This is a genomic window from Arthrobacter gallicola, from assembly GCF_014836775.1.
GTDB classification, from domain to species: Bacteria; Actinomycetota; Actinomycetes; order Actinomycetales; family Micrococcaceae; genus Arthrobacter_B; species Arthrobacter_B gallicola.
On the sequence record NZ_JACSQD010000001.1, the window covers coordinates 620036 to 641043 of the forward strand.

General features: G+C 66.1%; 21 protein-coding genes. 1 reads left to right on the forward strand and 20 read right to left on the reverse strand.

What is annotated here, in order from left to right:
- Positions 1–4: 4 nt before the first annotated feature.
- The 12 genes from metK to pyrR all read right to left on the reverse strand — a co-directional run bounded on the left by metK (position 5) and on the right by pyrR (position 12866).
- Entirely contained in the window at positions 5–1228 is a 1224-nt protein-coding gene (metK, locus tag H9639_RS02790) for a methionine adenosyltransferase (protein WP_191806582.1), read from the reverse strand.
- Between the two features lie 112 nt (positions 1229–1340).
- Positions 1341–2612, reverse strand: a complete 1272-nt coding sequence (gene coaBC / locus H9639_RS02795; RefSeq protein WP_191806583.1) for a bifunctional phosphopantothenoylcysteine decarboxylase/phosphopantothenate--cysteine ligase CoaBC — start codon at positions 2610–2612, stop codon at positions 1341–1343.
- A 33-nt stretch (positions 2613–2645) separates the two neighbouring features.
- Positions 2646–2906 carry a DNA-directed RNA polymerase subunit omega gene (gene rpoZ / locus H9639_RS02800; RefSeq protein ID WP_191806584.1) on the reverse strand — a complete coding sequence of 87 codons (261 nt, stop codon included), beginning with the start codon at positions 2904–2906 and terminating at the stop codon, positions 2646–2648.
- 54 nt (positions 2907–2960) lie between these two features.
- The gene (gene gmk, locus H9639_RS02805; RefSeq protein WP_191806585.1) at positions 2961–3530 is read right to left on the reverse strand and encodes a guanylate kinase; all 570 of its coding nucleotides are present in this window, start codon (positions 3528–3530) and stop codon (positions 2961–2963) included.
- A gap of 61 nt (positions 3531–3591) precedes the next feature.
- A complete protein-coding gene (gene mihF, locus H9639_RS02810; RefSeq protein WP_191806586.1) occupies positions 3592–3909 on the reverse strand; it encodes an integration host factor, actinobacterial type in 318 nt (105 codons plus the stop codon).
- A 141-nt stretch (positions 3910–4050) separates the two neighbouring features.
- Positions 4051–4926, reverse strand: a complete 876-nt coding sequence (gene pyrF, locus H9639_RS02815) for an orotidine-5'-phosphate decarboxylase (RefSeq protein WP_318241960.1) — start codon at positions 4924–4926, stop codon at positions 4051–4053.
- Positions 4919–8215, reverse strand: a complete 3297-nt coding sequence (carB, locus tag H9639_RS02820; RefSeq protein ID WP_191806587.1) for a carbamoyl-phosphate synthase large subunit — start codon at positions 8213–8215, stop codon at positions 4919–4921. The genes pyrF and carB overlap by 8 nt, the downstream gene beginning before the upstream one ends.
- The gene (gene carA / locus H9639_RS02825; protein WP_191806882.1) at positions 8215–9351 is read right to left on the reverse strand and encodes a glutamine-hydrolyzing carbamoyl-phosphate synthase small subunit; all 1137 of its coding nucleotides are present in this window, start codon (positions 9349–9351) and stop codon (positions 8215–8217) included. Before carA ends, carB begins: the two co-directional genes overlap by 1 nt.
- Positions 9352–9389: 38 nt before the next feature.
- Entirely contained in the window at positions 9390–9908 is a 519-nt protein-coding gene (locus H9639_RS02830) for a PH-like domain-containing protein (RefSeq protein WP_191806588.1), read from the reverse strand.
- Positions 9896–11263: a dihydroorotase gene (locus H9639_RS02835; protein ID WP_191806883.1), complete on the reverse strand. Its 1368-nt coding sequence runs from the start codon at positions 11261–11263 to the stop codon at positions 9896–9898. The genes H9639_RS02830 and H9639_RS02835 overlap by 13 nt, the downstream gene beginning before the upstream one ends.
- A 26-nt stretch (positions 11264–11289) precedes the next feature.
- Positions 11290–12288, reverse strand: a complete 999-nt coding sequence (locus H9639_RS02840) for an aspartate carbamoyltransferase catalytic subunit (RefSeq protein ID WP_191806589.1) — start codon at positions 12286–12288, stop codon at positions 11290–11292.
- Entirely contained in the window at positions 12285–12866 is a 582-nt protein-coding gene (gene pyrR / locus H9639_RS02845) for a bifunctional pyr operon transcriptional regulator/uracil phosphoribosyltransferase PyrR (RefSeq protein WP_191806590.1), read from the reverse strand. Before pyrR ends, H9639_RS02840 begins: the two co-directional genes overlap by 4 nt.
- Positions 12867–12979: 113 nt before the next feature.
- Here pyrR and H9639_RS02850 point away from each other — a divergent pair, with 113 nt between their 5' ends.
- Positions 12980–14176, forward strand: a complete 1197-nt coding sequence (locus H9639_RS02850; protein ID WP_191806591.1) for a PrsW family intramembrane metalloprotease — start codon at positions 12980–12982, stop codon at positions 14174–14176.
- A 118-nt stretch (positions 14177–14294) separates the two neighbouring features.
- Here H9639_RS02850 and nusB read toward each other — a convergent pair whose 3' ends face one another.
- From nusB to ruvX, 8 genes are all read right to left on the reverse strand, one after another.
- Positions 14295–14705 (reverse strand): transcription antitermination factor NusB, encoded by a 411-nt coding sequence (gene nusB / locus H9639_RS02855; protein ID WP_191806592.1) that lies wholly within the window; start codon positions 14703–14705, stop codon positions 14295–14297.
- Entirely contained in the window at positions 14702–15265 is a 564-nt protein-coding gene (gene efp, locus H9639_RS02860; RefSeq protein WP_191806593.1) for an elongation factor P, read from the reverse strand. The genes nusB and efp overlap by 4 nt, the downstream gene beginning before the upstream one ends.
- Positions 15266–15354: 89 nt before the next feature.
- A complete protein-coding gene (gene aroB / locus H9639_RS02865) occupies positions 15355–16476 on the reverse strand; it encodes a 3-dehydroquinate synthase (protein WP_191806594.1) in 1122 nt (373 codons plus the stop codon).
- Positions 16466–16990 carry a shikimate kinase gene (locus tag H9639_RS02870; protein WP_318241961.1) on the reverse strand — a complete coding sequence of 175 codons (525 nt, stop codon included), beginning with the start codon at positions 16988–16990 and terminating at the stop codon, positions 16466–16468. Before H9639_RS02870 ends, aroB begins: the two co-directional genes overlap by 11 nt.
- Positions 16983–18194 carry a chorismate synthase gene (gene aroC / locus H9639_RS02875; RefSeq protein ID WP_191806595.1) on the reverse strand — a complete coding sequence of 404 codons (1212 nt, stop codon included), beginning with the start codon at positions 18192–18194 and terminating at the stop codon, positions 16983–16985. The genes H9639_RS02870 and aroC overlap by 8 nt, the downstream gene beginning before the upstream one ends.
- Before the next feature lie 32 nt (positions 18195–18226).
- The gene (locus H9639_RS02880; RefSeq protein WP_191806596.1) at positions 18227–19105 is read right to left on the reverse strand and encodes a shikimate dehydrogenase; all 879 of its coding nucleotides are present in this window, start codon (positions 19103–19105) and stop codon (positions 18227–18229) included.
- Entirely contained in the window at positions 19106–20434 is a 1329-nt protein-coding gene (mltG, locus tag H9639_RS02885) for an endolytic transglycosylase MltG (protein ID WP_318241962.1), read from the reverse strand.
- A complete protein-coding gene (gene ruvX, locus H9639_RS02890; RefSeq protein ID WP_191806597.1) occupies positions 20431–21000 on the reverse strand; it encodes a Holliday junction resolvase RuvX in 570 nt (189 codons plus the stop codon). The genes mltG and ruvX overlap by 4 nt, the downstream gene beginning before the upstream one ends.
- Positions 21001–21008 lie beyond the last annotated feature (8 nt).

The window sequence follows — 21008 nt, forward strand, 5'->3', positions numbered from 1 at the left end:
GGAATCAGGCGTTGAAGTAGCTGCGCAGGTCCTCGACCTTGTCGAGGCGCTCCCAGGTGAAGCCTTCGTTCTCGCGGCCGAAGTGGCCGTGGGCTGCTGTCTTCTGGTAGATGGGACGCTTCAGGTCCAGGGCGTTGATGATCCCCAGCGGACGCAGGTCGAAGACCTCGTTGATCGCCTCGGCAATGCGCATCGGGTCCACGGTTTCCGTGCCGAAGGTTTCCACGTAGATACCGACGGGGCGTGCCATCCCGATCGCGTAGGCAATCTGGATCTCCGCGCGCCGGGCCAGGCCCGCGGCGACGACATTTTTAGCCACCCAGCGCATGGCATACGCAGCGGAGCGGTCCACCTTGCTGGGATCCTTGCCGCTGAAGGCTCCGCCGCCGTGGCGGGAGAATCCGCCGTAGGTGTCCACGATGATTTTGCGTCCGGTCAGGCCGGCGTCGCCCACGGGTCCGCCGATCACGAACGGGCCGCCGGGGTTGATGATGTGGCGTACGTTGGAGGTGTCCAAATCGATGCCGGACAGGACGGGCTTCACCACCTGGGCGATCATGTCCTGATGCAGCTGTTCCTGGTCCAGATCCGCTGCGTGCTGGGTGGAGACCACCACGGAGTCCACGGAAACCGGCCGGTCGCCGTCGTAGCCGATGGTCACCTGGGTCTTGCCGTCCGGACGCAGGTAGGGCAGTGTCCCGTCCTTGCGGACCTGGGTCAGCCGCTCGGAGAGCCGGTGGGCCAGCCAGATCGGGGTGGGCATCAGGACGCTGGTCTCATCGCTGGCGAAGCCGAACATGATGCCCTGGTCTCCGGCGCCCTGCGCGTCGAGCGGATCAACAGCGCTGCCGGACCGGTTCTCCACGGAATTGAAAACCCGGGAAGCAATTTCCGGTGACTGCTGGCCAATCGACACGGACACACCGCACCGGGCGCCGTCGAATCCATTGGCGGAGGAATCGTAGCCAATCTCGAGGATCGTGTCGCGGACCAGCTGCGGGATCTCAACGTAGCCTTCGGTGGTGACCTCTCCGGCGACGTGGACAAGCCCGGTGGTCACCAGGGTCTCCACAGCAACACGCGACTCCGGGTCGGCCCTGAGCAGGCCGTCCAGGATCGCATCACTGATCTGGTCACAGATTTTGTCCGGGTGTCCCTCCGTCACTGACTCGGAGGTGAACAGCCGGAGGGGGCGCTCGGCGCTGGCGGGGGAATTGCTGGAAGTCACGGGTTTACTCTACTTCGTTCCGGGGACAGTCCCCGTGTGGGGAGGTGCGTAGCAGTTCGAATGCAGGGCATCTGCAATACAGTGCCATGCAGGGTCATCTAACGTCTTGTGGCTAAACGGAGGGCAGTGCGGCGTCAAGTTCCTCCGCAATGCGGTCCAGGATGTGCCTGGCGATCTCGGCCTTGCTGCCGGCAACGGCAGCGGGTTCGGTACCGGGGCCATCCAGCGGAGAGAGGATGCGGACCTCCGTGGTGTCCTGCCCGAAGACCAGGGAACGGCCCACCTGGTTCAGGACCAGCAGGTCGCAGCCCTTGCGTTCAAGCTTGCGGCGGCCGTACTCCAGGACGGAGGCAGAGCCGTCTCCGGTTTCGGCAGCGAACCCGACAATCAAAGCGGGTCCGGTTCCGGATTCGGCCCGGCGCTGCACGGTCTCCTGCAGGATGTCCGGGTTGCGGACCAGGGTGATTACCGGATCGGCGCCGTCGTCGCGCTTCTTGATTTTGGTCTCGGCGTTCTCACCGGGGCGGAAGTCCGCAACTGCCGCAGCCATCACCAGCACGTCGGTGGACGCTGCGGCCGCGTGCACGGCCTTCCGCAGTTCCAGCGCCGTTTCCACCTGGACCAGTTCGACGCCGGCAGGTACCGGAACCTCCATGTGGGCAGCGATGAGCCGGACCTGGGCACCGGCGGCGAGGGCGGCCTCGGCGATGGCGGCGCCCTGCTTGCCGGAGGAACGGTTGCCGAGGAAACGGACCGGATCCAGGGGTTCGCGGGTGCCTCCGGCAGTGACCGTCACGGTCTTGCCGGCGAGGCGGCCGGAGTATGGTGCTGCAGCCTGGTCCGCCTTGTCAGCGCCGGCTTCCGCCGCGGCGGCAAGGGCTGCGGCGAAGATGTCTTCGGGCTCGGGCAGGCGGCCCGGACCGGAGTCTTTTCCGGTGAGCCGCCCGGAGGCAGGTTCCATCACAATGGCGCCGCGGGCACGCAGTGTGGCCACGTTGGCCTGGGTTGCCGGATGGTTCCACATCTCCGTGTGCATGGCAGGTGCAAAGAACACCGGTCCACGCGCCATCAGCAGCGTGTTGGTCAGCAAATCCGAGGCCAGGCCGGCGGCCGCCCGGGCCAGGAGATCGGCGGTGGCCGGTGCCACCACAATCAGGTCTGCCTCGTGGCCCAGCCGGACGTGGTTAACCGTGTCCACCGCGTCGAACACGGAGGTGCTGACCGGGTGGCCGGAAAGCGCTTCCCAGGTGGCTATGCCAACGAATCTGGTGGAGGCTTCCGTGGGGATGACCTGGACACTGTGTCCGGCCTCAGTGAACAGGCGCAGCAGCAATGCCGACTTGTAGGCGGCGATGCCGCCGCCTACCCCCAGGACAACGCGCACGCCTGTCCTACCTCCCTGCAGTGCAGCCGTTAGTTACTCGGCGGCTTCGTTGGCGCGGACTACCAGCATGCCGTCGTTGATTTCGCGCAGTGCGATGGACAGCGGCTTTTCGTTGAGCTTGGTTTCCACCAGCGGGCCAACGTATTCGAAGAGGCCTTCGTGCAGCTGGGAGTAGTAAGCGTTGATCTGGCGGGCACGCTTGGCACCGTAGATGACCAGGGCGTACTTCGAGTCGGCGGCCGTCAGCAGGTCGTCGATCGGCGGGTTGATGATGCCTTCAGGCTGGGTAGACAAAAGATCTCCAAAGTATTCGTGCGGGTCAGTAGGTTGCGCCTGCGCCAGAGCAGATCAGCGTTGGCGGGGACTGATCCCCATGAGTGATACGAGCTCTGCTGCAGCCCGCTGAACGTCATCGTTGATGACAGTGTGATTGAACTCGGACTCGGCAGCAAGTTCCAGTTTAGCGGTTTCCAGCCGCTGCTGCTGCTCTTCGGGTGTTTCCGTGCCGCGGCCGACCAGGCGGCGGACCATTTCATCCCAGGACGGCGGAGCCAGGAACACGAAATTGGCCTCCGGCATGGACTCCTTGACCTGGCGTGCGCCCTGCAGGTCGATCTCCAGCAGCACGGACTTTCCGTCCGCCATGGCGGCTTCCACGGTCCGCCGCAGCGTGCCGTAGCGGTTGTGCCCGTGCACCACGGCCCATTCGAGCATCTGGCCTTCGGCTACCAGCTCGTCAAACTCTTCGGTGGTGACGAAGAAGTAGTGCACACCGTTTTCCTCCCCCGGACGCGGGGCCCGGGTGGTGGCGGAAACGGAAAGCCAGACCTCGGGATAGTTGTCCCGGATATAGGTGGACACAGTGCCTTTGCCAACGGCGGTGGGACCTGCCAGAACTGTCAGCCGCGGTTGCGACACGTAGACCTCACTTGTTTAGGGTTGTGGTCCGACGCAGCCGGCCGCGGTGAGCGGAACAGCGTTAATCGGACTCCAGTAATTCGATCAGCGCCTTGCGCTGGTGGACGCCGAGTCCCCGCACACGGCGGGTTGGGGCGATACCCACGGTACCCATTATTCCAGCTGCGCGGCGTTCCCCCACACCGGGCAGCGCACGGAGCAGGTCAACCACCTTCAGCCGCCCCACCGCTTCCTCCCCGGAGCGCGAAACGATGACCTCTTCGATGGAGAGTTCGCCGGACTTTATTTTGGACTTTATCTCGGCCCGCACCGTGCGCGCGGCTGTGGCTTTCTCCCGCGCCCTGGTGCGCTCTTCTTCAGTGAGTGGTTTGAGGTTCAATTGACTCTCCCGGGCGAAGACGAACCGCTTGGACACGGGGTGCCACCGGCGGTCTTTCGGTTACTTGGGCTAGTGTCCGAACCTATCCGCAAGGGTCCCGCTTTGCAACGGATGCCGGCGGGGAAACCCCCGCCGGCACCGCTATGCGCGTGGCAGCCCTTCCAGCGTCCGTTCCGCCGCCGCCTGCAGCGACGCCCGGTCCGGGCCGGCTTTGAGAATGTCGCGGCTCGACGTCGCCAGCACGTTGGCATAGGCGGCCCCGAAGGTTCTCCTCAGGTCCTCGCCGGTGGCACCCTGGGCTCCCAGCCCGGGTGCCAGGATTGGTGCGTTCGCTGCCGCCAGGTCGATGTCCAGGTCAGCCAGGGCCGTTCCCACGGTTGCCCCTATCACCAGGCCGGTGGAACCCAGCGTCCCTGCTCCGGCGTTTTCCGCTGCCGCCGAGTCGACGATGCGGGCCGCGACGGACCGCCCGGCACCCACATGCTGCACGGAGGCGCCCTCCGGGTTGGAGGTCAGGCCCAGGACAAAAACCCCGCGGCCGGTGCCGGCGGCCAAGTCCAGGGCCGGGCGCAGCGACTCGAACCCCAGGTAGGGGCTGAGCGTGACCGAGTCGGCGGCCAGCGATGATCCGTCCCTCAGCCAGGCATCCGCGTAGGCAGCCATGGTGGAACCGATGTCCCCGCGCTTGGCGTCTGCGATGGACAGGACTCCGGCCGCGGTGCAGGCCGCAAGCAGCTTCTCCAGCACGGCCATCCCGGCGGAGCCGTGGCGTTCGTACAGGGCCACCTGCGGCTTCAGGGCGGCAGCCTGCTCCCCCACGGCCTCCAGGACCGTCAGGGAGAAGCGCTCCAGGCCCGCGGCGTCGTCAGTCAGCCCCCAGACAGCCAGGAGTGCCGGGTGCGGATCGATGCCGACACACAGCGGGCCGCGGGCATCCATCGCCGCCCGCAGGCGCGCACCGAAGGGTGCGCGCACGGGGACGGTGTCGGCCTTGCCGTGAGCCTGCTGCTCAGGCACCGGTGGAAGCCTGGAGCTTGGCAGCGTATTCCTGCAGCGAGCAGACGTCCCACTCGTAGGAGCGCATGGCTTCGATCGCCTGGACCGCCGCACCGAACTCGGAGACGGTGGTCATGACCGGGCAACCGATCGAGGTGGCTGCGGCCCGGATCTCGTAGCCGTCGCCGCGGGCCTGGCCGCCGGACGGCGTGTTGATCACCATGTTGATATCGCCCGCGGTGATCAGATCCACCACGGTGCCCTCGCCATCCGGGCCGCTGCCTTCGCCGACCTTGCGGACGGTGGTGGCCTGGATGCCGTTGCGGCGCAGTACCTCGGCGGTGCCGCCGGTGGAGAGGATCTCGAAGCCGAGGTCCACCATCAGCTTCACCGGCATGATGATGGAGCGCTTATCCCGGTTGGCAACCGAAACGAAGATCTTCCCGGAGGTGGGCAGCGCGGAGTTGGCCGCGGCCTGGGACTTCGCAAATGCAGTGTCGAAGTACTTGTCAATACCCATGACTTCACCGGTGGACCGCATTTCCGGGCCAAGCAGCGAATCAACGACAGTGCCTTCGGGGGTGCGGAACCGGCTGAACGGCAGCACAGCTTCCTTGACTGCCACGGGCGCATCCAGCGGCAGGACCGAACCGTCGCCGGTGGCCTTCAGCTTCCCGGCCGCACGCAGCTCGGCGATGGTGGTTCCCATCCCGATCAGCGCTGCAGCCTTGGCCAGCTGCACACCCGTTGCCTTGGAGACGAACGGGACAGTGCGGGAGGCACGCGGGTTGGCTTCGATCACATAGAGCACGTCCGAGGCCAGGGCGAACTGGATGTTGATCAGGCCGCGCACGCCGACGCCGGAGGCGATGGCGCGGGTGGCTTCCACCACGCGGTCGGTTACGTCGGTGCCCAGGGTGATCGGAGGGAGTACGCAGGAGGAGTCGCCGGAGTGGATGCCGGCTTCCTCGATGTGCTCCATGATGCCGCCGACGTACAGGTCGGTGCCGTCGAAGAGGGCGTCGACGTCGATCTCGATCGCGTCTTCCAGGAACCGGTCCACCAGGACCGGGTGGTCCGGGGTGATTTCCGTGGCGTTGGCGATGTAGCGGGAAAGGTTGGCTTCGTCGTAGACAATTTCCATGCCGCGGCCGCCGAGCACGTAGGACGGGCGGACCAGGACCGGGTAGCCGATTTCATCGGCGATCTTCTTCGCCTCGTCGAAGGACACGGCTGTGCCGTTCTTCGGGGCGATGAGTCCGCCTTCATCCAGCACGTGCTGGAAGGCGCCGCGGTGTTCGGCCAGGTCAATCGCTTCCGGGGAGGTGCCCAGAATCGGGATGCCGGCGTCGGCCAGAGCCTGGGACAGCTTCAGCGGGGTCTGTCCGCCGAGCTGGACGAAGACGCCCAGCACGCCGCCGGTGCGCTGTTCGGCGTGGATCACTTCGAGCACGTCTTCGAGCGTCAGCGGTTCGAAGTAGAGCCGGTCGGAGATGTCATAGTCCGTGGACACGGTCTCCGGGTTGCAGTTGATCATCACCGTCTCATGGCCGGCTTCGCGCAGGGCCATGGTTGCGTGGACGCAGGAGTAATCGAACTCGATGCCCTGCCCGATGCGGTTCGGCCCGGAGCCGAGAATGATGACGGACGGCTTGGCGTGCGTGCCGACCTCGTCCTCCTCGTCGTAGGAGGAGTAGTGGTACGGCGTGTACGCAGCGAATTCCGCGGCGCAGGTGTCCACCGTCTTGTAGACCGGGCGGATGCCCAGCACGTGCCGCACACCGCGGATCACGGACTCGGACTGGTTGGTCAGCCTGCCGATCTGCTCATCGGAGAAACCGTGCCGCTTCGCCAGCCGCAGGACGTCCTCGGTGATCTGCGGCGCGCTGCGGATCTCCGCGGCTACTTCGTTGATCAGTTCCAGCTGGTCCAGGTACCACGGGTCGATCCCCGTGGCCTCGTACAGCTGTTCGTTGGTGGCACCGCCCAGCAGCGCCTGCTGGACCTGGGCCAGCCGGCCCGTGGTGGGACGCTTGGCAGCTTCAATCAGGGCAGGAACATCGGCCGGGTCCACCGGGTCGAAGGTGAGCTGGGCACCCTTCTGTTCCAGGGACCGCAGGGCCTTCTGCAGGGCTTCGGTGAAGTTACGGCCGATCGCCATGGCCTCGCCGACGGACTTCATGGTGGTGGTCAGCGTGGGATCGGCGGCCGGGAACTTCTCGAACGCGAAGCGCGGAACCTTGACCACCACGTAGTCCAGGGTCGGTTCGAAGGACGCCGGGGTCTTCTTGGTGATGTCGTTCGGAATCTCGTCCAGGGTGTAACCCAGCGAGAGCTTCGTGGCGATCTTGGCGATCGCGAAGCCGGTGGCCTTCGAAGCCAGCGCCGAGGAACGTGAGACGCGCGGGTTCATTTCGATCACGACGACACGGCCGGTGTCCGGTTCGATGGCGAACTGGATGTTGCAGCCGCCGGTGTCGACGCCGACTTCGCGGATCACGGCGATCGCGATGTCGCGCAGCTTCTGGTACTCGCGGTCGGTCAGGGTCATGGCCGGAGCCACGGTGATGGAGTCGCCGGTGTGCACGCCTACCGGATCGAAGTTCTCGATGGAACAGACAACAACCACGTTGTCGTTCTTGTCCCGCATCATTTCCAGTTCGTACTCCTTCCAGCCGAGGATGCTCTCTTCGAGCAGCACCTCGGAGGTGGGGCTGTACTGGATGCCGGCGCCGGCGATGCGGCGCAGGTCTTCGGCGTTGTAGGCCAGGCCGGAGCCCAGCCCGCCCATGGTGAAGGAGGGGCGGACCACCATCGGGTAGCCGAGCTTCTCGGCGGCGGCGAATGCCTCATCCATGCTGTGCACAATGATGGACTTCGCGGACTCGGCACCGCAGCGCTCGACGACGCCCTTGAACTTCTCGCGGTCCTCGCCGAGTTCGATGGCTTCGATGTTGGCGCCGATGAGTTCGACGTTGTACTTCTCCAGCACACCGTTCTTATCCAGGGCGATCGCGGTGTTCAGCGCGGTCTGGCCGCCCAGGGTGGGCAGCACGGCGTCCGGACGTTCCTTGGCGATGATCTTCTCGACCACCTCGGGAGTGATCGGCTCAACGTAGGTGGCGTCGGCGAACTCCGGGTCGGTCATGATGGTGGCCGGGTTGGAGTTGACCAGGATGACCCGCAGGCCTTCCTCCTTCAGGACGCGCAGGGCCTGCGTGCCTGAGTAGTCGAATTCGGCGGCCTGGCCAATAACGATCGGGCCGGAGCCGATCACCAGGACGGACTTGAGGTCGGTTCTGCGGGGCATTAGTTGGATTCCTTGTTCTTGCTGGCGGCCATCAGGTCGACGAAGCGGTCGAAGAGGTACGCGGAGTCATGGGGGCCGGCGGCGGCCTCGGGGTGGTACTGGACGGAGAACGCGGGGATGTCCAGGCACGCCAGGCCCTCCACCACGTTGTCGTTGAGGCTGATGTGGCTGACCTCGACCTGTCCGAAGCGTGCTTCCGGGGCGGTCACCGGGCCGTCCAGCGGCGCGTCGACGGCGAAGCCGTGGTTCTGGCTGGTGATTTCCACCTTGCCGGTGCGCCGGTCCAGGACGGGCTGGTTGATGCCGCGGTGGCCGTAAGGCAGCTTGTAGGTGCCGAAACCGAGCGCGCGGCCCAGGATCTGGTTGCCAAAGCAGATACCGAAGAACGGAACCCCGGTGTCCAGGACGTCACGCAGGAGCTTGACCTGGTCATCGGCGGTGGCCGGATCGCCGGGGCCGTTGGACATAAACACACCGTCCGGGTTCACAGCCTGGACGTCCGCCAGCGTGGCGGAGGCAGGCAGGACGTGGACGCGCACCCCGCGTTCGGCGAAGCGGACCGGTGTCATCGACTTGATGCCGAGGTCCAGGGCAGCGACGGTGAACAGTGGTTCCTTGTCCCACCCGTGGGCGGAGGGTTCCACCGTGTAGGCGGCATCGATGCTGACTTCCTCGGCCAGGCGGGCGCCGGCCATGGATTCCTGCACCCGGACCTCAGCCAGCAGTTCGGCATCGGTGCGGGCCGCGGACTCGCCGGAGAAGATGCCGGCCTTCATGGCGCCGCGTTCGCGCAGGTGGCGGGTGACGGCACGGGTATCCACGCCGGAGATGCCGACGACGCCCTGGGCTTCGAGCTCTTCGTCCAGGGTCCGCTCGGAGCGCCAGTTGGAGGGACGGCGGGCGGCGTCGCGGACGATGTATCCGGCAACCCAGATGCGGCGGGACTCGGCGTCGTCGGTGTTCGTTCCGGTGTTGCCGATGTGCGGCGCCGTCTGGACGACCAGCTGGCGGGCATAGGAGGGATCGGTGATGGTCTCCTGGTAGCCGGTCATGCCGGTGGCGAAGACGGCCTCACCCAGGGCCGTTCCGGTTGCTCCGTAGCTGCGGCCGCGGAAGCTGCGGCCGTCCTCGAGCATGAGGACAGCTGCGGTCGGGGCGGGAGTTTGGTTCACTGTCACAGTTGTTCCTCGCTAGATGTTGCAGATGATTCCGGCAGCAGCGCCTTGATGGCCGAAACCAGGGGGGTCTTGTGGTCGGCTGACCGGGTGCGGAACCCGGTGTCGACGGTTTTGGGGCCGAGCTGCCAGGTCACCAGGACCAGCCCGTCCTTTTCCACGAATTTCCCGGCCATGCCGCGTTCCAGGCGGACGCCGCGCAGGTCGGCCCGGTCAATCCAGACGTCGGGGGCGCCGGTGCGGGCGAAGAACACGCCTTCGGTGAATACGGCTGCCGTAGCGGTTGACTTCACCCCCAGGCCGTAGACGGCTACCCGGTCCAGCCAGTCGCCGGCCGTGGTGGTGGCGACATACTGCCCTTCAGCCTGGAACCGGGGCAGGTCCAGATCCTCCGGGAGCGGCCGGGGACGGGGAATATCTGACTGGCGCCGGCGGCGTCCGCGCCAGCCTGCTGCGAACAGTCCAAGCAGGACGGCTGCAGCGACCAGAGCGCAGAGCAGGAAGATCAGCCAATCCATGGTGTCTCCTCCGCAGCCGCGGCCCGCGGTGTATTCAAAGCGCTCTCCAGAACGGTGGGGTGGCCGGCAAAGAACGTAGCCCGGACCACTCCGGGCAGCTCCAGCCCTGCGAACGGGCTGTTCCGGCCCATGGTTGCCATCTTATGGGGGTCAACCGTGCGCCGCGCAGCCGGGTCCACCAATATGACGTTGGCCGGTTCACCGGCTGCCAGCGGCCGTCCCTGGGTAGGAACGCGGCCGATCGCCGCCGGGGCGGCGGAGGTCACCCGGGCGAAGTCCGCCCAGGTCATCAGGCCGGTGTCGATCATGGTCGCCTGGACCACCGAGAGCGCTGTTTCCAGGCCGGTCATGCCCATGGCTGCCTGCGCCCATTCACATTCCTTGTGCTCGCTGGGATGCGGGGCGTGGTCCGTGCCGACAATGTCGATGGTGCCGTCGGCCAGGCCGCGGCGCAGTGCCTCGACGTCGGACTCCGTGCGCAGCGGCGGGTTGACCTTGTAGACGGGATCGTAGCTGCGCACTGATTCGTCGGTCAGGAGGAGGTGGTGCGGGGTGACCTCTGCGGTGACGTTGATGCCGCGCTCCTTGGCCCAGCGGATAATTTCCACGGAGCCGGCGGTGGAGACGTGGCAGACATGCAGGCGGGACCCGGTGTGCTGGGCAAGCAGGACGTCACGGGCGATGATGGATTCCTCAGCGACCGCGGGCCAGCCGGGCAGGCCGAGGACAGCGCTGACCTCGCCCTCGTGCATCTGGGCGCCGTCAGTCATGCGTGGTTCCTGAGCGTGCTGCGCGATCACGCCGTCGAACGCCTTGACGTATTCCAGCGCACGGCGCATCAGGATCGGATCGTGCACGCACATACCGTCGTCGGAGAAAACGCGTACCCGGGCGCGGGAGTCTGCCATGGCGCCAAGTTCGGCCATCCGCTCCCCCTTGAGGCCCACGGTGACGGCCCCGACCGGACGCACGTCAACCCAGCCGGACTTCAGGCCCAGGCTGTAGACCTGTTCCACCACGCCGGCGGTGTCTGCCACGGGGTTGGAGTTCGCCATGGCGTGTACGGAGGTGAACCCGCCCAGTGCGGCCGCTCGGGTTCCCGTCTCCACCGTTTCCGCGTCTTCGCGGCCCGGTTCACGCAGGTGGGTGTGCAGGTCCACCATCCCGGGAAGGGCGATGAGGCCTTCGGCGTCGATGATCAGCGCACCCTCGGGGGCAGCGAGATCCTGGCCGACGGCGGAAATCACGCCGTCCTGAATGAGGAGGTCGGCGCTCGTTTCACCCAGCAGCGATGCACCACGGATCAGGTAGGCGCCGGTCGGGGAAAGGGTTGGCTCTGCGGCAGGTGCCGGCACTGCTGCTGCAGTGTTTGGTGCAGTGTTCACTGTGCGGATACTTCCTGTGGTGTTCGCTGGGAGGTGCTCTCACCGGAGAGCAGAAGGTAAAGGGCGGCCATCCGGACCGAGACGCCGTTGCTGACCTGGGCCAGCACGGTGGACCGCGGTGAGTCGGCGGCGCGGGAGGAGATCTCCAGTCCGCGGTTCATGGGACCGGGATGCAGCAGGATGGTGTCATCCAGGCCCAGGGAATCCAGCCGGTCCAGCCGGACGTCGTCGAAGCCCCAGCGGCGGGAGTACTCCCGGACGGTTGGGAAAAACGCCGAATGCATGCGCTCGGCCTGGACCCGGAGCATCATGACGGCATCAGGCTTGGACTCCAGGGTTTCATCGAGTGAGTAGCTCACCTTGCAGGGCCAGGACTCCACACCGAAGGGCAGGAGCGTGGGCGGAGCCACGAGCGTCACCTCGGCCCCGAGGGTCTTGAGCAGCCAGAGGTCGGACCGCGCCACGCGTGAGTGCAGGATGTCTCCCACGATCGCCACGCGCATCCCGGAGAGGTCGGTACCCTGGGACGGCGTACCGTGCAGCCGCGCCCAGTGCCTGCGCATGGTGAACGCGTCCAGCAGCGCCTGGGTGGGATGTTCGTGCGTTCCGTCGCCGGCGTTCAGCACGGCGGCGTCGATCCAGCCGGAGTTGGCCAGCCTGGCCGGGGCGCCGGACGCACCGTGGCGGATAACGACGGCGTCGGCACCGATCGCGGCGAGGGTCTGGGCCGTGTCCTTAAGCGATTCGCCCTTGGAGACCGATGATCCCTTGGCCGAGAAGTTGATGACGTCCGCGGAGAGGCGCTTGGCTGCGGCCTCAAAGGAAATCCGGGTGCGGGTGGAGTCTTCGAAGAACAGATTGACGACTGTCCGGCCGCGCAGGGCAGGGAGCTTTTTCACTTCCCGCTCCCCTACAGCAGCCATGGTCTCTGCGGTGTCCAGGATGGAAATGGCATCCTGGTGTGAGAGATCCAGGGTGGAGAGCAGGTGTTTCATACAGAGCCTTCGATCACAACTTCGTCTGCGGCGGGAACATCCGTTTCAACCAGCCGGACGCGGACTTTTTCCACGGCTGCGGTGGGCAGGTTCTTGCCCACGTGGTCGGCGCGGATGGGAAGTTCGCGGTGGCCCCGGTCCACCAGCACGGCAAGCCGCACGGCGCGGGGCCGGCCCAGATCAACGAGAGCGTCCAGGGCGGCACGGATGGTGCGGCCGGAATAGAGGACGTCATCCACGAGGACCACGACTTTTCCGTCAATGCCGCAGGCCGGAAGTTCGGTGGGGTACGGGGACCGGGTGGGCTGGTGGGCCAGATCGTCACGGAACATCGTGACGTCAAGCTGGCCGGTGATGGCGCCGGCGTCCACGGTGGGATCGGCGGCGGCGATTTTGGCGGCGAGACGCAGGGCCAGGGGATATCCGCGGCGCGGAATACCCATTAGAACCAGGTCGGTGCCACCCTTGTTCGCCTCGAGAATTTCGTGGGCGATCCGCGTCAGGGCGCGGTCAATGTCAGCTGAAGCCAGAACGGTGCGGGCAGGCACTGCGGCCTGCGTGGGATCACTAAGATCCATATTCTGCTTCCTCCTTCCCCGCCTCACAGGACGGACTTAAAGGTTGAATGCCCTTCAAAGCTATCACAGCGGACCGGCCCGGATATTGTTGGGTCCATGACAGGCAACCGCACATGACGTCCCCGCCCGGACCGGGCCTGACAAGTCAGCCCGGACAGCCGGCAGACGGCATCGCGCCTCTTCAGGTGCCGCCCGGTCCACGGTCCCGCAGCGGCACCATGGTGAATGTGCTGCTGATCGCCGCGGCTGCGGTGGTGGTGCTGCTGGTGGGTTTCTTCCTTTTCGCCGCGCTGGGCAGCGAGGCGTTTATCCTGTGCGGCTTCCTGGCACTGATTCCGCTGGGTATCTGCCTGCTGGGGCTGCGCTGGATCGACCGGTGGGAACCGGAACCGCGGGCCATCCTGCTGTTCGCCTTTCTTTGGGGTGCAGGGGTGTCCGTGGCCATCACCGTGGCACTGGGCAGCATGGTTAATGAGGTCCTGATGACGCTGCTGCCGCTGACACCGGCGGACGTTATTGCCACCGTGGTCCAGGCGCCCCTGGTGGAAGAGGCGGCTAAAGGTCTTGGTGTCCTGCTTCTGGTTTTTGTCCGGCGCAGCCATTTCGACGGCCCGCTGGACGGGATTGTCTACGCGGGCATGGTCGGTGCCGGGTTCGCCTTCACGGAAAACATCCTCTACTTCAGCGCCGCCCTCTTTGAAACCGGAGGGGTGGGCCTGCAGCTGGGCTTCGTGTTCGTGCTGCGCGGGCTCTTCTCCCCCTTCGCCCATGTGATTTTCACCGCAGCAGTGGGTGTGGCCCTGGGGCTTGCCGTTCGCAAGCCGGGCAGCGTAAGGATCCTGGTCGGTTTCGCAGCCGGTCTGGCCGTGGCCGTCCTGGGACACATGTTCTGGAACGGCGGCATGGCACTGGTCTACGACGACTTCTTCCTGTTCTACTTCCTGCTCCAGGTCCCGCTGTTCGCCCTCGCCCTGGCCGGAGTCGCTTACCTTCGCCGCGCCGAGCAGCGCCTCACAGCGGAGCGGCTGGGTGAATATGCGGCCGCTGGCTGGTTTACTCCTGCCGAGGTGGACATGCTGGCCACCCGGTCCGGCCGGCGGCAGGCCCTGCGCTGGGCCGGAAGTTTCGGAGCCAAGCCCGCCATGCGGGACTTTATCCGGGAGGCAACAAATCTGGCCCTAACGCGGCAGCAGCTGGTGAACGGCCGGGATCTGCGCAGTAATGCGGCCCGTGAGGGCCGGATCCTGGCTGGGCTGCTCCGGACCCGGGCCGCACTTCTGCAGCCCGCAGGCAGAGCCGGACGCGGCTGATAGCGCACAGGTGCCCGCGGGCGCCGGCTGCAATCCCTCGTCCGGGCAGCACAATGCCCGACAGGCTAACCTGCCGGGCATTGTCAAAAGTGTCCTGCGGAGACAGGCTTGCGCGCCGCTAGGCGAGCAGCGAGTCCTTCAGCTGGTGCAGCCGGCCAAGCAGCCCGTTGATGAACGCGGGTGATTCATCGGTGGAGAGGGTCTTGGCCAGTTCCACGGCCTCGCTGATGGCCACCTTGTCCGGAACGTCGTCGTTGTAGAGCAGCTCCCAGCTGCCGATGCGCAGGATGATGCGGTCAACGGCGGGCATCCGGTCCAGCGGCCAGCCCTGCGAGTAGGTACTCAGGAACTCGTCGATCTGCGCCTGCTTGGCAATAACCCCTTCCACCAGGTCCATGGTGTACGGGTTAATGACCTGATCTGTCTGCTCCCGGCGGGAACGGAGGGACTCAAGCGGAGATATGGAACGCTGCTCCGCTTCGAAGAGCACCTCAAGTGCCCTGGTCCGGGCTTTACTGCGTGCACTCACTCGTTAACGCGTCCCAGGTAGTCGCCGGTGCGGGTATCAACCTTCACCTTGGTGCCGGTTTCCAGGAACAGGGGCACCTGGATTTCGTAGCCGGTTTCCACGGTGGCGGGCTTGGTGCCGCCGGTGGAGCGGTCGCCCTGCAGGCCCGGTTCGGTGTAGGTGATTTCCAGGACAACCGATGCCGGCAGCTCAATGTAGAGCGGGGAACCCTCGTGAATGGCGATGGTCACCATCATGGACTCAAGCATGAAGTTGGCGTAGTCACCGACGATGACGCCCGGTACGGTGAGCTGGTCGTAATCCGACGTGTCCATGAACACGTAGTCATCGCCGTCCTTGTACAGGTACTGGTAGTCGCGGCGGTCAACGGTGGCAGTTTCAATCTTGATGCCGGCGTTGAACGTCTTGTCGACGACCTTGCCCGAACGGACGTTGCGCATTTTGGTACGGACGAACGCACCACCCTTGCCCGGCTTTACGTGCTGGAACTCAATGATGCTCCAGAGGTTGCCTTCAAGCTTCAGCACCGTGCCGTTCTTGATGTCGTTGGTCGTTGCCACAGTTTCTCTTTCGTCGTTTCGCGTAACTACGTGTCTTGTCCGTCGACCATTCTACCTGTTCGGCGAAACCGCCCACGATGCCGGAGGCCCTACAGGCTGAGCCGGATCCCGCCGTCGGGCTCCGAGGCGATTTCCTGGTACGCGGCAAACAGCAGCGAGGTATCCGGCACTTCCAGGATGGAGGGCTTGGCCAGGCCGTCCAGGACCACGAAGCGGAGCAGGTCCCCGCGTGATTTCTTGTCCCGGCGCATACCGTCCAGCAGGGCGCTCCAGCGGTCCTTGCGGTAGGTCACCGGCAGTCCGAGGGAGGTCAGGACAGCCTTGTGCCTGTCCGCCGTGGCATCGTCCAGCCGGCCGACCATGCGTCCGAGTTCGGCAGCAAAGACCAGGCCCACGGAAACCGCTGCACCGTGCCGCCACTGGTACCGCTCGGCCAGTTCGATCGAGTGGCCCAGGGTGTGGCCGTAGTTCAGGAATTCCCGCCGCCCGGCCTCGCGCAGGTCACCGGAGACCACCTCCGCCTTGACCCGCACTGCGCGTTCAACGAGCTCGCGGACAACGTCGGAACTGCCGTCGGTGACAGCTTCCGGGTTAGCCTCGATGAGGTCCAGGATGGCTGGGTCCGCAATGAAGCCGCACTTGACGACTTCGGCCATGCCGCTGAGCAGCTCGTTTTTGGGCAGGGAGCCCAGTGCGTCGAGGTCCGCCAGGACCCCGGCGGGTGGATGGAAGGCACCAACCAGGTTTTTGCCCTCGGCGGTGTTAATTCCGGTTTTGCCGCCGACGGAGGCGTCCACCATGCCCAGCAGGCTGGTCGGTACGTGCACCACCTTGATGCCGCGCAGCCAGGTAGCGGCCACGAAGCCGGCCACGTCAGTGACAGCTCCGCCGCCCACGGCAACAATCGCATCCGAACGGGTGAAATCGTTCTGGCCCAGGACCTGCCAGCAGAAGGACGCAACCTGGATGTGCTTGCCTTCTTCGGCGTCCGGAATTTCGGCGGTGAGCGCGGTCAGGCCGGCCTCGGCCAGTTCGTCCCGCACGGTGTCTCCCGTGGTGCGCAGGGCGCGCGGATGAATCACCAGAACCCGGCGGACGCGCTCCCCCAGCATGCCCGGCAGCCGGCCGAGCAGACCGTTGCCGATCACGACGTCGTAGTTTTCGGCGGGCTTGTCCCCGGTCACCTTGATAACGGTGGGTTCAGCGGGCATTCGGTTCTCCTTCTTCCAGGGCGGCGGTGATACGTTCCACGACTTCCGGAACGGCCAGTCCTCTGGTGTCTATAACAATGTCTGCCAGCGATTCATACAGCGGGCGGCGGGCCTGTGCCAGCGCGGACCAGCGGGCCACCGGATCACCGGCCAGCAGCGGCCGGTGTCCGGAGCGCGAAATGCGCGGCAGGACGGTAGCGAGGTCCGTGTCCAGGAACACCACAGTGGCGTCCTGGAGGAGGGTCTGCGTCCCGCCGTCGAGCACGGCTCCGCCTCCCAGCGAAACCACGGACCGGACCGGTGAGTCCAGGGCGGCGGCGACGGCGCGGGCCTCCACCTGGCGGAAGTAGGCCTCGCTGTGGCTGGCGAAGATCTCCGGGATGGGCCCGTGCTCATCAACCACCAGCTGATCCGTGTCCACGTAGGGCAGCCCGTGCCGGGAGGCAAAGGAACGGCCGACGACGGATTTGCCGGCGGCCATCAGCCCGATCAGGACCAGATGCTGCTCAGGCACCGGTGCCGGTGCCGGTCGATCCAAGGGATGCCGGGATGTTCTCGAGGTAGGTGCGCAGGTTCCGCGCGGTCTCGGCCACTGAATCGCCGCCAAACTTTTCCGTGACGGCTTCCGCCAGGACCAGTGCGACCATGGCTTCGGCCACAACGCCGGCTGCCGGTACGGCACAGACATCCGAACGCTGGTGATGCGCACGCGCAGGTTCACCGGTGCTGACGTCGACCGTCTTCAGCGCACGGGGAACCGTGGCAATGGGTTTCATCGCAGCGCGGACGCGCAGGACTTCCCCGATGCTCATGCCGCCTTCGATTCCACCGGCCCGGTTACCTGAACGGACCACCTGTCCGTTTTCATCCTTCAGGATTTCATCATGGGCGGCCGAACCGCGGCGCGTGGCGGTGAGGAACCCGTCTCCGACCTCAACACCCTTGATCGCCTGGATGCCCATCAGGGCTCCGGCAATCCGGGCGTCCAGCCGGCGGTCCCAGTGCACGTAGCTGCCCAGTCCCGGAGGCAGGTTGTAGGCAAGGACTTCCACCACGCCGCCGAGGGTCTCCCCCTCCTTGTGCGCGGCGTCCACCTCAGCGACCATTGCTTCGGTCACTGCGGGGTCGAAGCAGCGCATGGGATTGGCGTCAAGGGCGGCCACGTCGCCGGGGGCGGGCAGGGCTGCTCCTTCCGGAGAGCTGACGCCGGCGATTGCCACGGTGTGGCTCACAAGCTCAATGCCGAGTTCCTTCAGGAAGGCGGCGGCGACGGCGCCGAGGGCAACCCGGGCTGCCGTTTCCCGGGCACTGGCGCGTTCAAGGACCGGACGTGCCTCGTCGAATCCGTACTTCTGCATACCGGTGAAATCCGCGTGGCCCGGGCGGGGCCGGGTCAGCGGTGCGTTGCGGGCCTGACCGGCCAGGATCTCCGGGTCCACGGGATCTGATGCCATGATCTGTTCCCACTTGGGCCATTCGGTATTGGCGATCTCGATGGCGATGGGACCACCCTGGGTCAGTCCGTGCCGGACACCGCCGAGGATCCGCACCTCGTCCTGCTCAAACTTCATCCGGGCACCGCGGCCATAACCGAGCCGCCGGCGGGCCAGCGCCTCCTGGATGGACGGCGTGCTTACTTCGACGCCGGCGGGGACGCCCTCAACAATTCCAACCAGTGCAGGCCCATGGGACTCACCGGCGGTCAACCAACGCAACATGGCTTCAATACTGCCATGTCCCGCTAGTGGCTTCAGCGCGGAGGCAGTCCCACTGCGTCACACATCACGTTTATGACGGCAGGTTCGTCGCGGAAGGCATCCCCGGTGAAAAGGCGGACCTGTTCCACGGCCTGGTAGAGGAGCATTTCCAGTCCGGGCACGATCGTTCCACCGGCTGCCTGCCAGGCCCCGGCAATGGCGCTGGGCCAGGGATCGTAGGCAGCGTCCAGCAGCACCGCCCCCGGGCGCCGGCTGCCCAGGGCTGCGAACTCACCGGCAATCCCGTCGGCGCCGTGCGGCGGCAGGGTGCAGATCACGACGTCGGCTTCCGCACAGGCGGCGGCTGCGGTGTCCCAGCCGTGCAGCTCCACGCCCACACCAAGCCGGTCGCCCACTTCCTGGACGGCGGGCCGGCCACCGGCATTGCCGCGGAAGCTGCGGGCATACACATCGACGCTGGCGCAGCCCAGCCGGTCCAGTGCCGCCACCGCGGCGGTGGCGGTTCCTCCGGCCCCGAGTATGGCTGCCCGGGGCGCTTCGCCGGCACCGGCATGGCGCAGGGCGTTGACCAGGCCGGCAACGTCCGTGTTCCAGCCGGTCAGCACCGGCCCGGCAGCGCCGGGTTCGAACGTGACCGTGTTGATAACACCAAGTGCGTCCGCCAGGGGATCCAGTGTGTCCACGGCGGCAGCCATGGCGCTTTTCAGGGGCATGGTGACAGAGAGGCCGTTCCAGCCCGGTTCGCGGCGGACGGCCGCGGCGAAGTCCGCCGCGGCCCCCTCTTCCACGTCAATGGCATCGTAGGCGCAGTCGAATCCCAGGAACCGGTACGCGGCACGGTGCAGCTCAGGTGAGCGCGAATGCCCGATCGGATGCCCCAGAACCGCTGCCCGCCGCTGGTGGGCGGCCAATTACTCGCACCTTCCGGCGTCCTGCGTGCCGCACCATTCCTGGTACTCCGCGACATAACGGGCATGCTCGGCCAGGGTTGAGGAGAACTCTGTCTTGCCGGTGTCCAGGTTGACCGTGACCCAGTAGAAGTACGGGACGTTGGCCGGGTTGGCAGCCGCCTTGATGGCTTCAATACTCGGTGAACCGATCGGGCCCACGGGCAGCCCGGGATTCGCGTACGTGTTGTACCGGTTGCCCTTGTCTGCCTTCTCCTCGGGCGTGAGGTTGTAGCTCTTCCGGCCCAGGCCGTACGTCACCGTGGCGTCGGACTGGATCAGCCCGTTGGTCTCGGTGTTGTCAGCGCGCAGCCGGTTTTCAATGGCTCCGGCGACCGTGGCGTAATCTGCCTCGCCTGCCTCGGCCTGAATGATGCTGGCCTTCGTCAGGACGTCGTACTGCGCGGAGGGATCGCTCACTCCGCTTTCCTCGAGGGCTGCAAAAGCGTTGTCGACCATCTCCGTGACAATCTCCGTGGCGGTGCTCTCGACCGGGAAACGGTACTCCCCCGGGAAAAGGTAGCCTTCCAGGCTCACGGCCTTTTCCGGCAGACCGAAGGCCTGAGGACTGGCGGCCAGGGCTTCAAACTCCGCCAGTGGAATACCGGTGGACTGGACCAAAATGTCGAAGGTCTCGCTCTGGCGGAGGTCGCGGGCGACGGCTGCGTAGTGGACCGCCGTACCGCCGTCACCGAGCAGAGCGTTGACCGCACCGGAGGCTGACATCTGGAAGCGCATCTCATAGGTGCCCGGCTGGATTTCGCGTCCGTCGGCCTCCTGCTGGAATGCCTCGACGAACTTCTTGCTCGTGGCCACGATGTCCTGGGCAACAAGGTTGTCCCCGATCAGGAGCGGCCCTTCGCCGGGTTGGACCACGAAAGATACTGTTCCCTCGCCCGGGCCCGGGTAATCCTTTGTCTCATTCATTCCGAGCAGGTCGCGCAGGAACAGGGTCAGGCCGAAAACGACTCCGGCGAAGACGGCAAGGACAACCACCATCACCAGCGTGCGGCGGCGGCGCCTGCGCTGTTTGTCCCGGGAAGGCCGCCGGCTGCGCCGGCTGGGCGGTTCTTCAGCGAAGAAAGTCTGGACCACGGGGGCGGGCTCGGCATAGGCGGGCTCAGCAGAGGCAGCCTCGTCGTGTCCGGCGCTTTCGTAGCCACCGGCATAGGGCTCCGGATGGCCGTCGGCGGCGCCGTATCCCGGCGCAGGAGCAGCTTCACCGGCAGTGCCGGCGGCACCGTATTCCGGTTCCTGTCCCGGCGGACGATGGTCGGGATACCTGTGGCTCACGGCGCTGAATCGCTTTCGGGGCGGCTTTCCTCGGAAATTGTTTGCTCCTCGTTAGGGGCCGGAGCCGCGGATCGCGTGCTCCGGCGAAATGTGACCGATGCCCCCACATCGCGTCCAAGGGAACGCTGCATGTCAATGGCCTGCTGCAAAATACCCACAGCGGCCACTTGGTCTACCACTCTACGGTGATTTCGGGTGTCCAAGCCAGCTTCCCTTAGCGAGCGGTGCGCGCTGACGGTGGTCAGCCGCTCATCAATCAGGCGCACCGGTACCTGGAGGCCAGCGCGGTCGAGCGCTTCAGCCAGCGCCTGCGCGTAGTCCCGGGCCATGGCCGTTGAGGCGGTTTCTGTGCCGCGCATGCTCTGGGGCAGGCCAACGAACACCTGGACAACACCTCGCTCCCCGGCTTCGCGGACCAGCACGGCGATGTCACTGTTTTTCTTCGCGTCCCGCTTGAGCGTCCGGACCGGCGTGGCCAGGAGCGCGTCGGGGTCGCAGATTGCGACTCCGACGCGCGCCTGGCCGACGTCGACTCCGAGCTTTGGTCCGCGCGGATAGTCGGGCATCAGCGGTG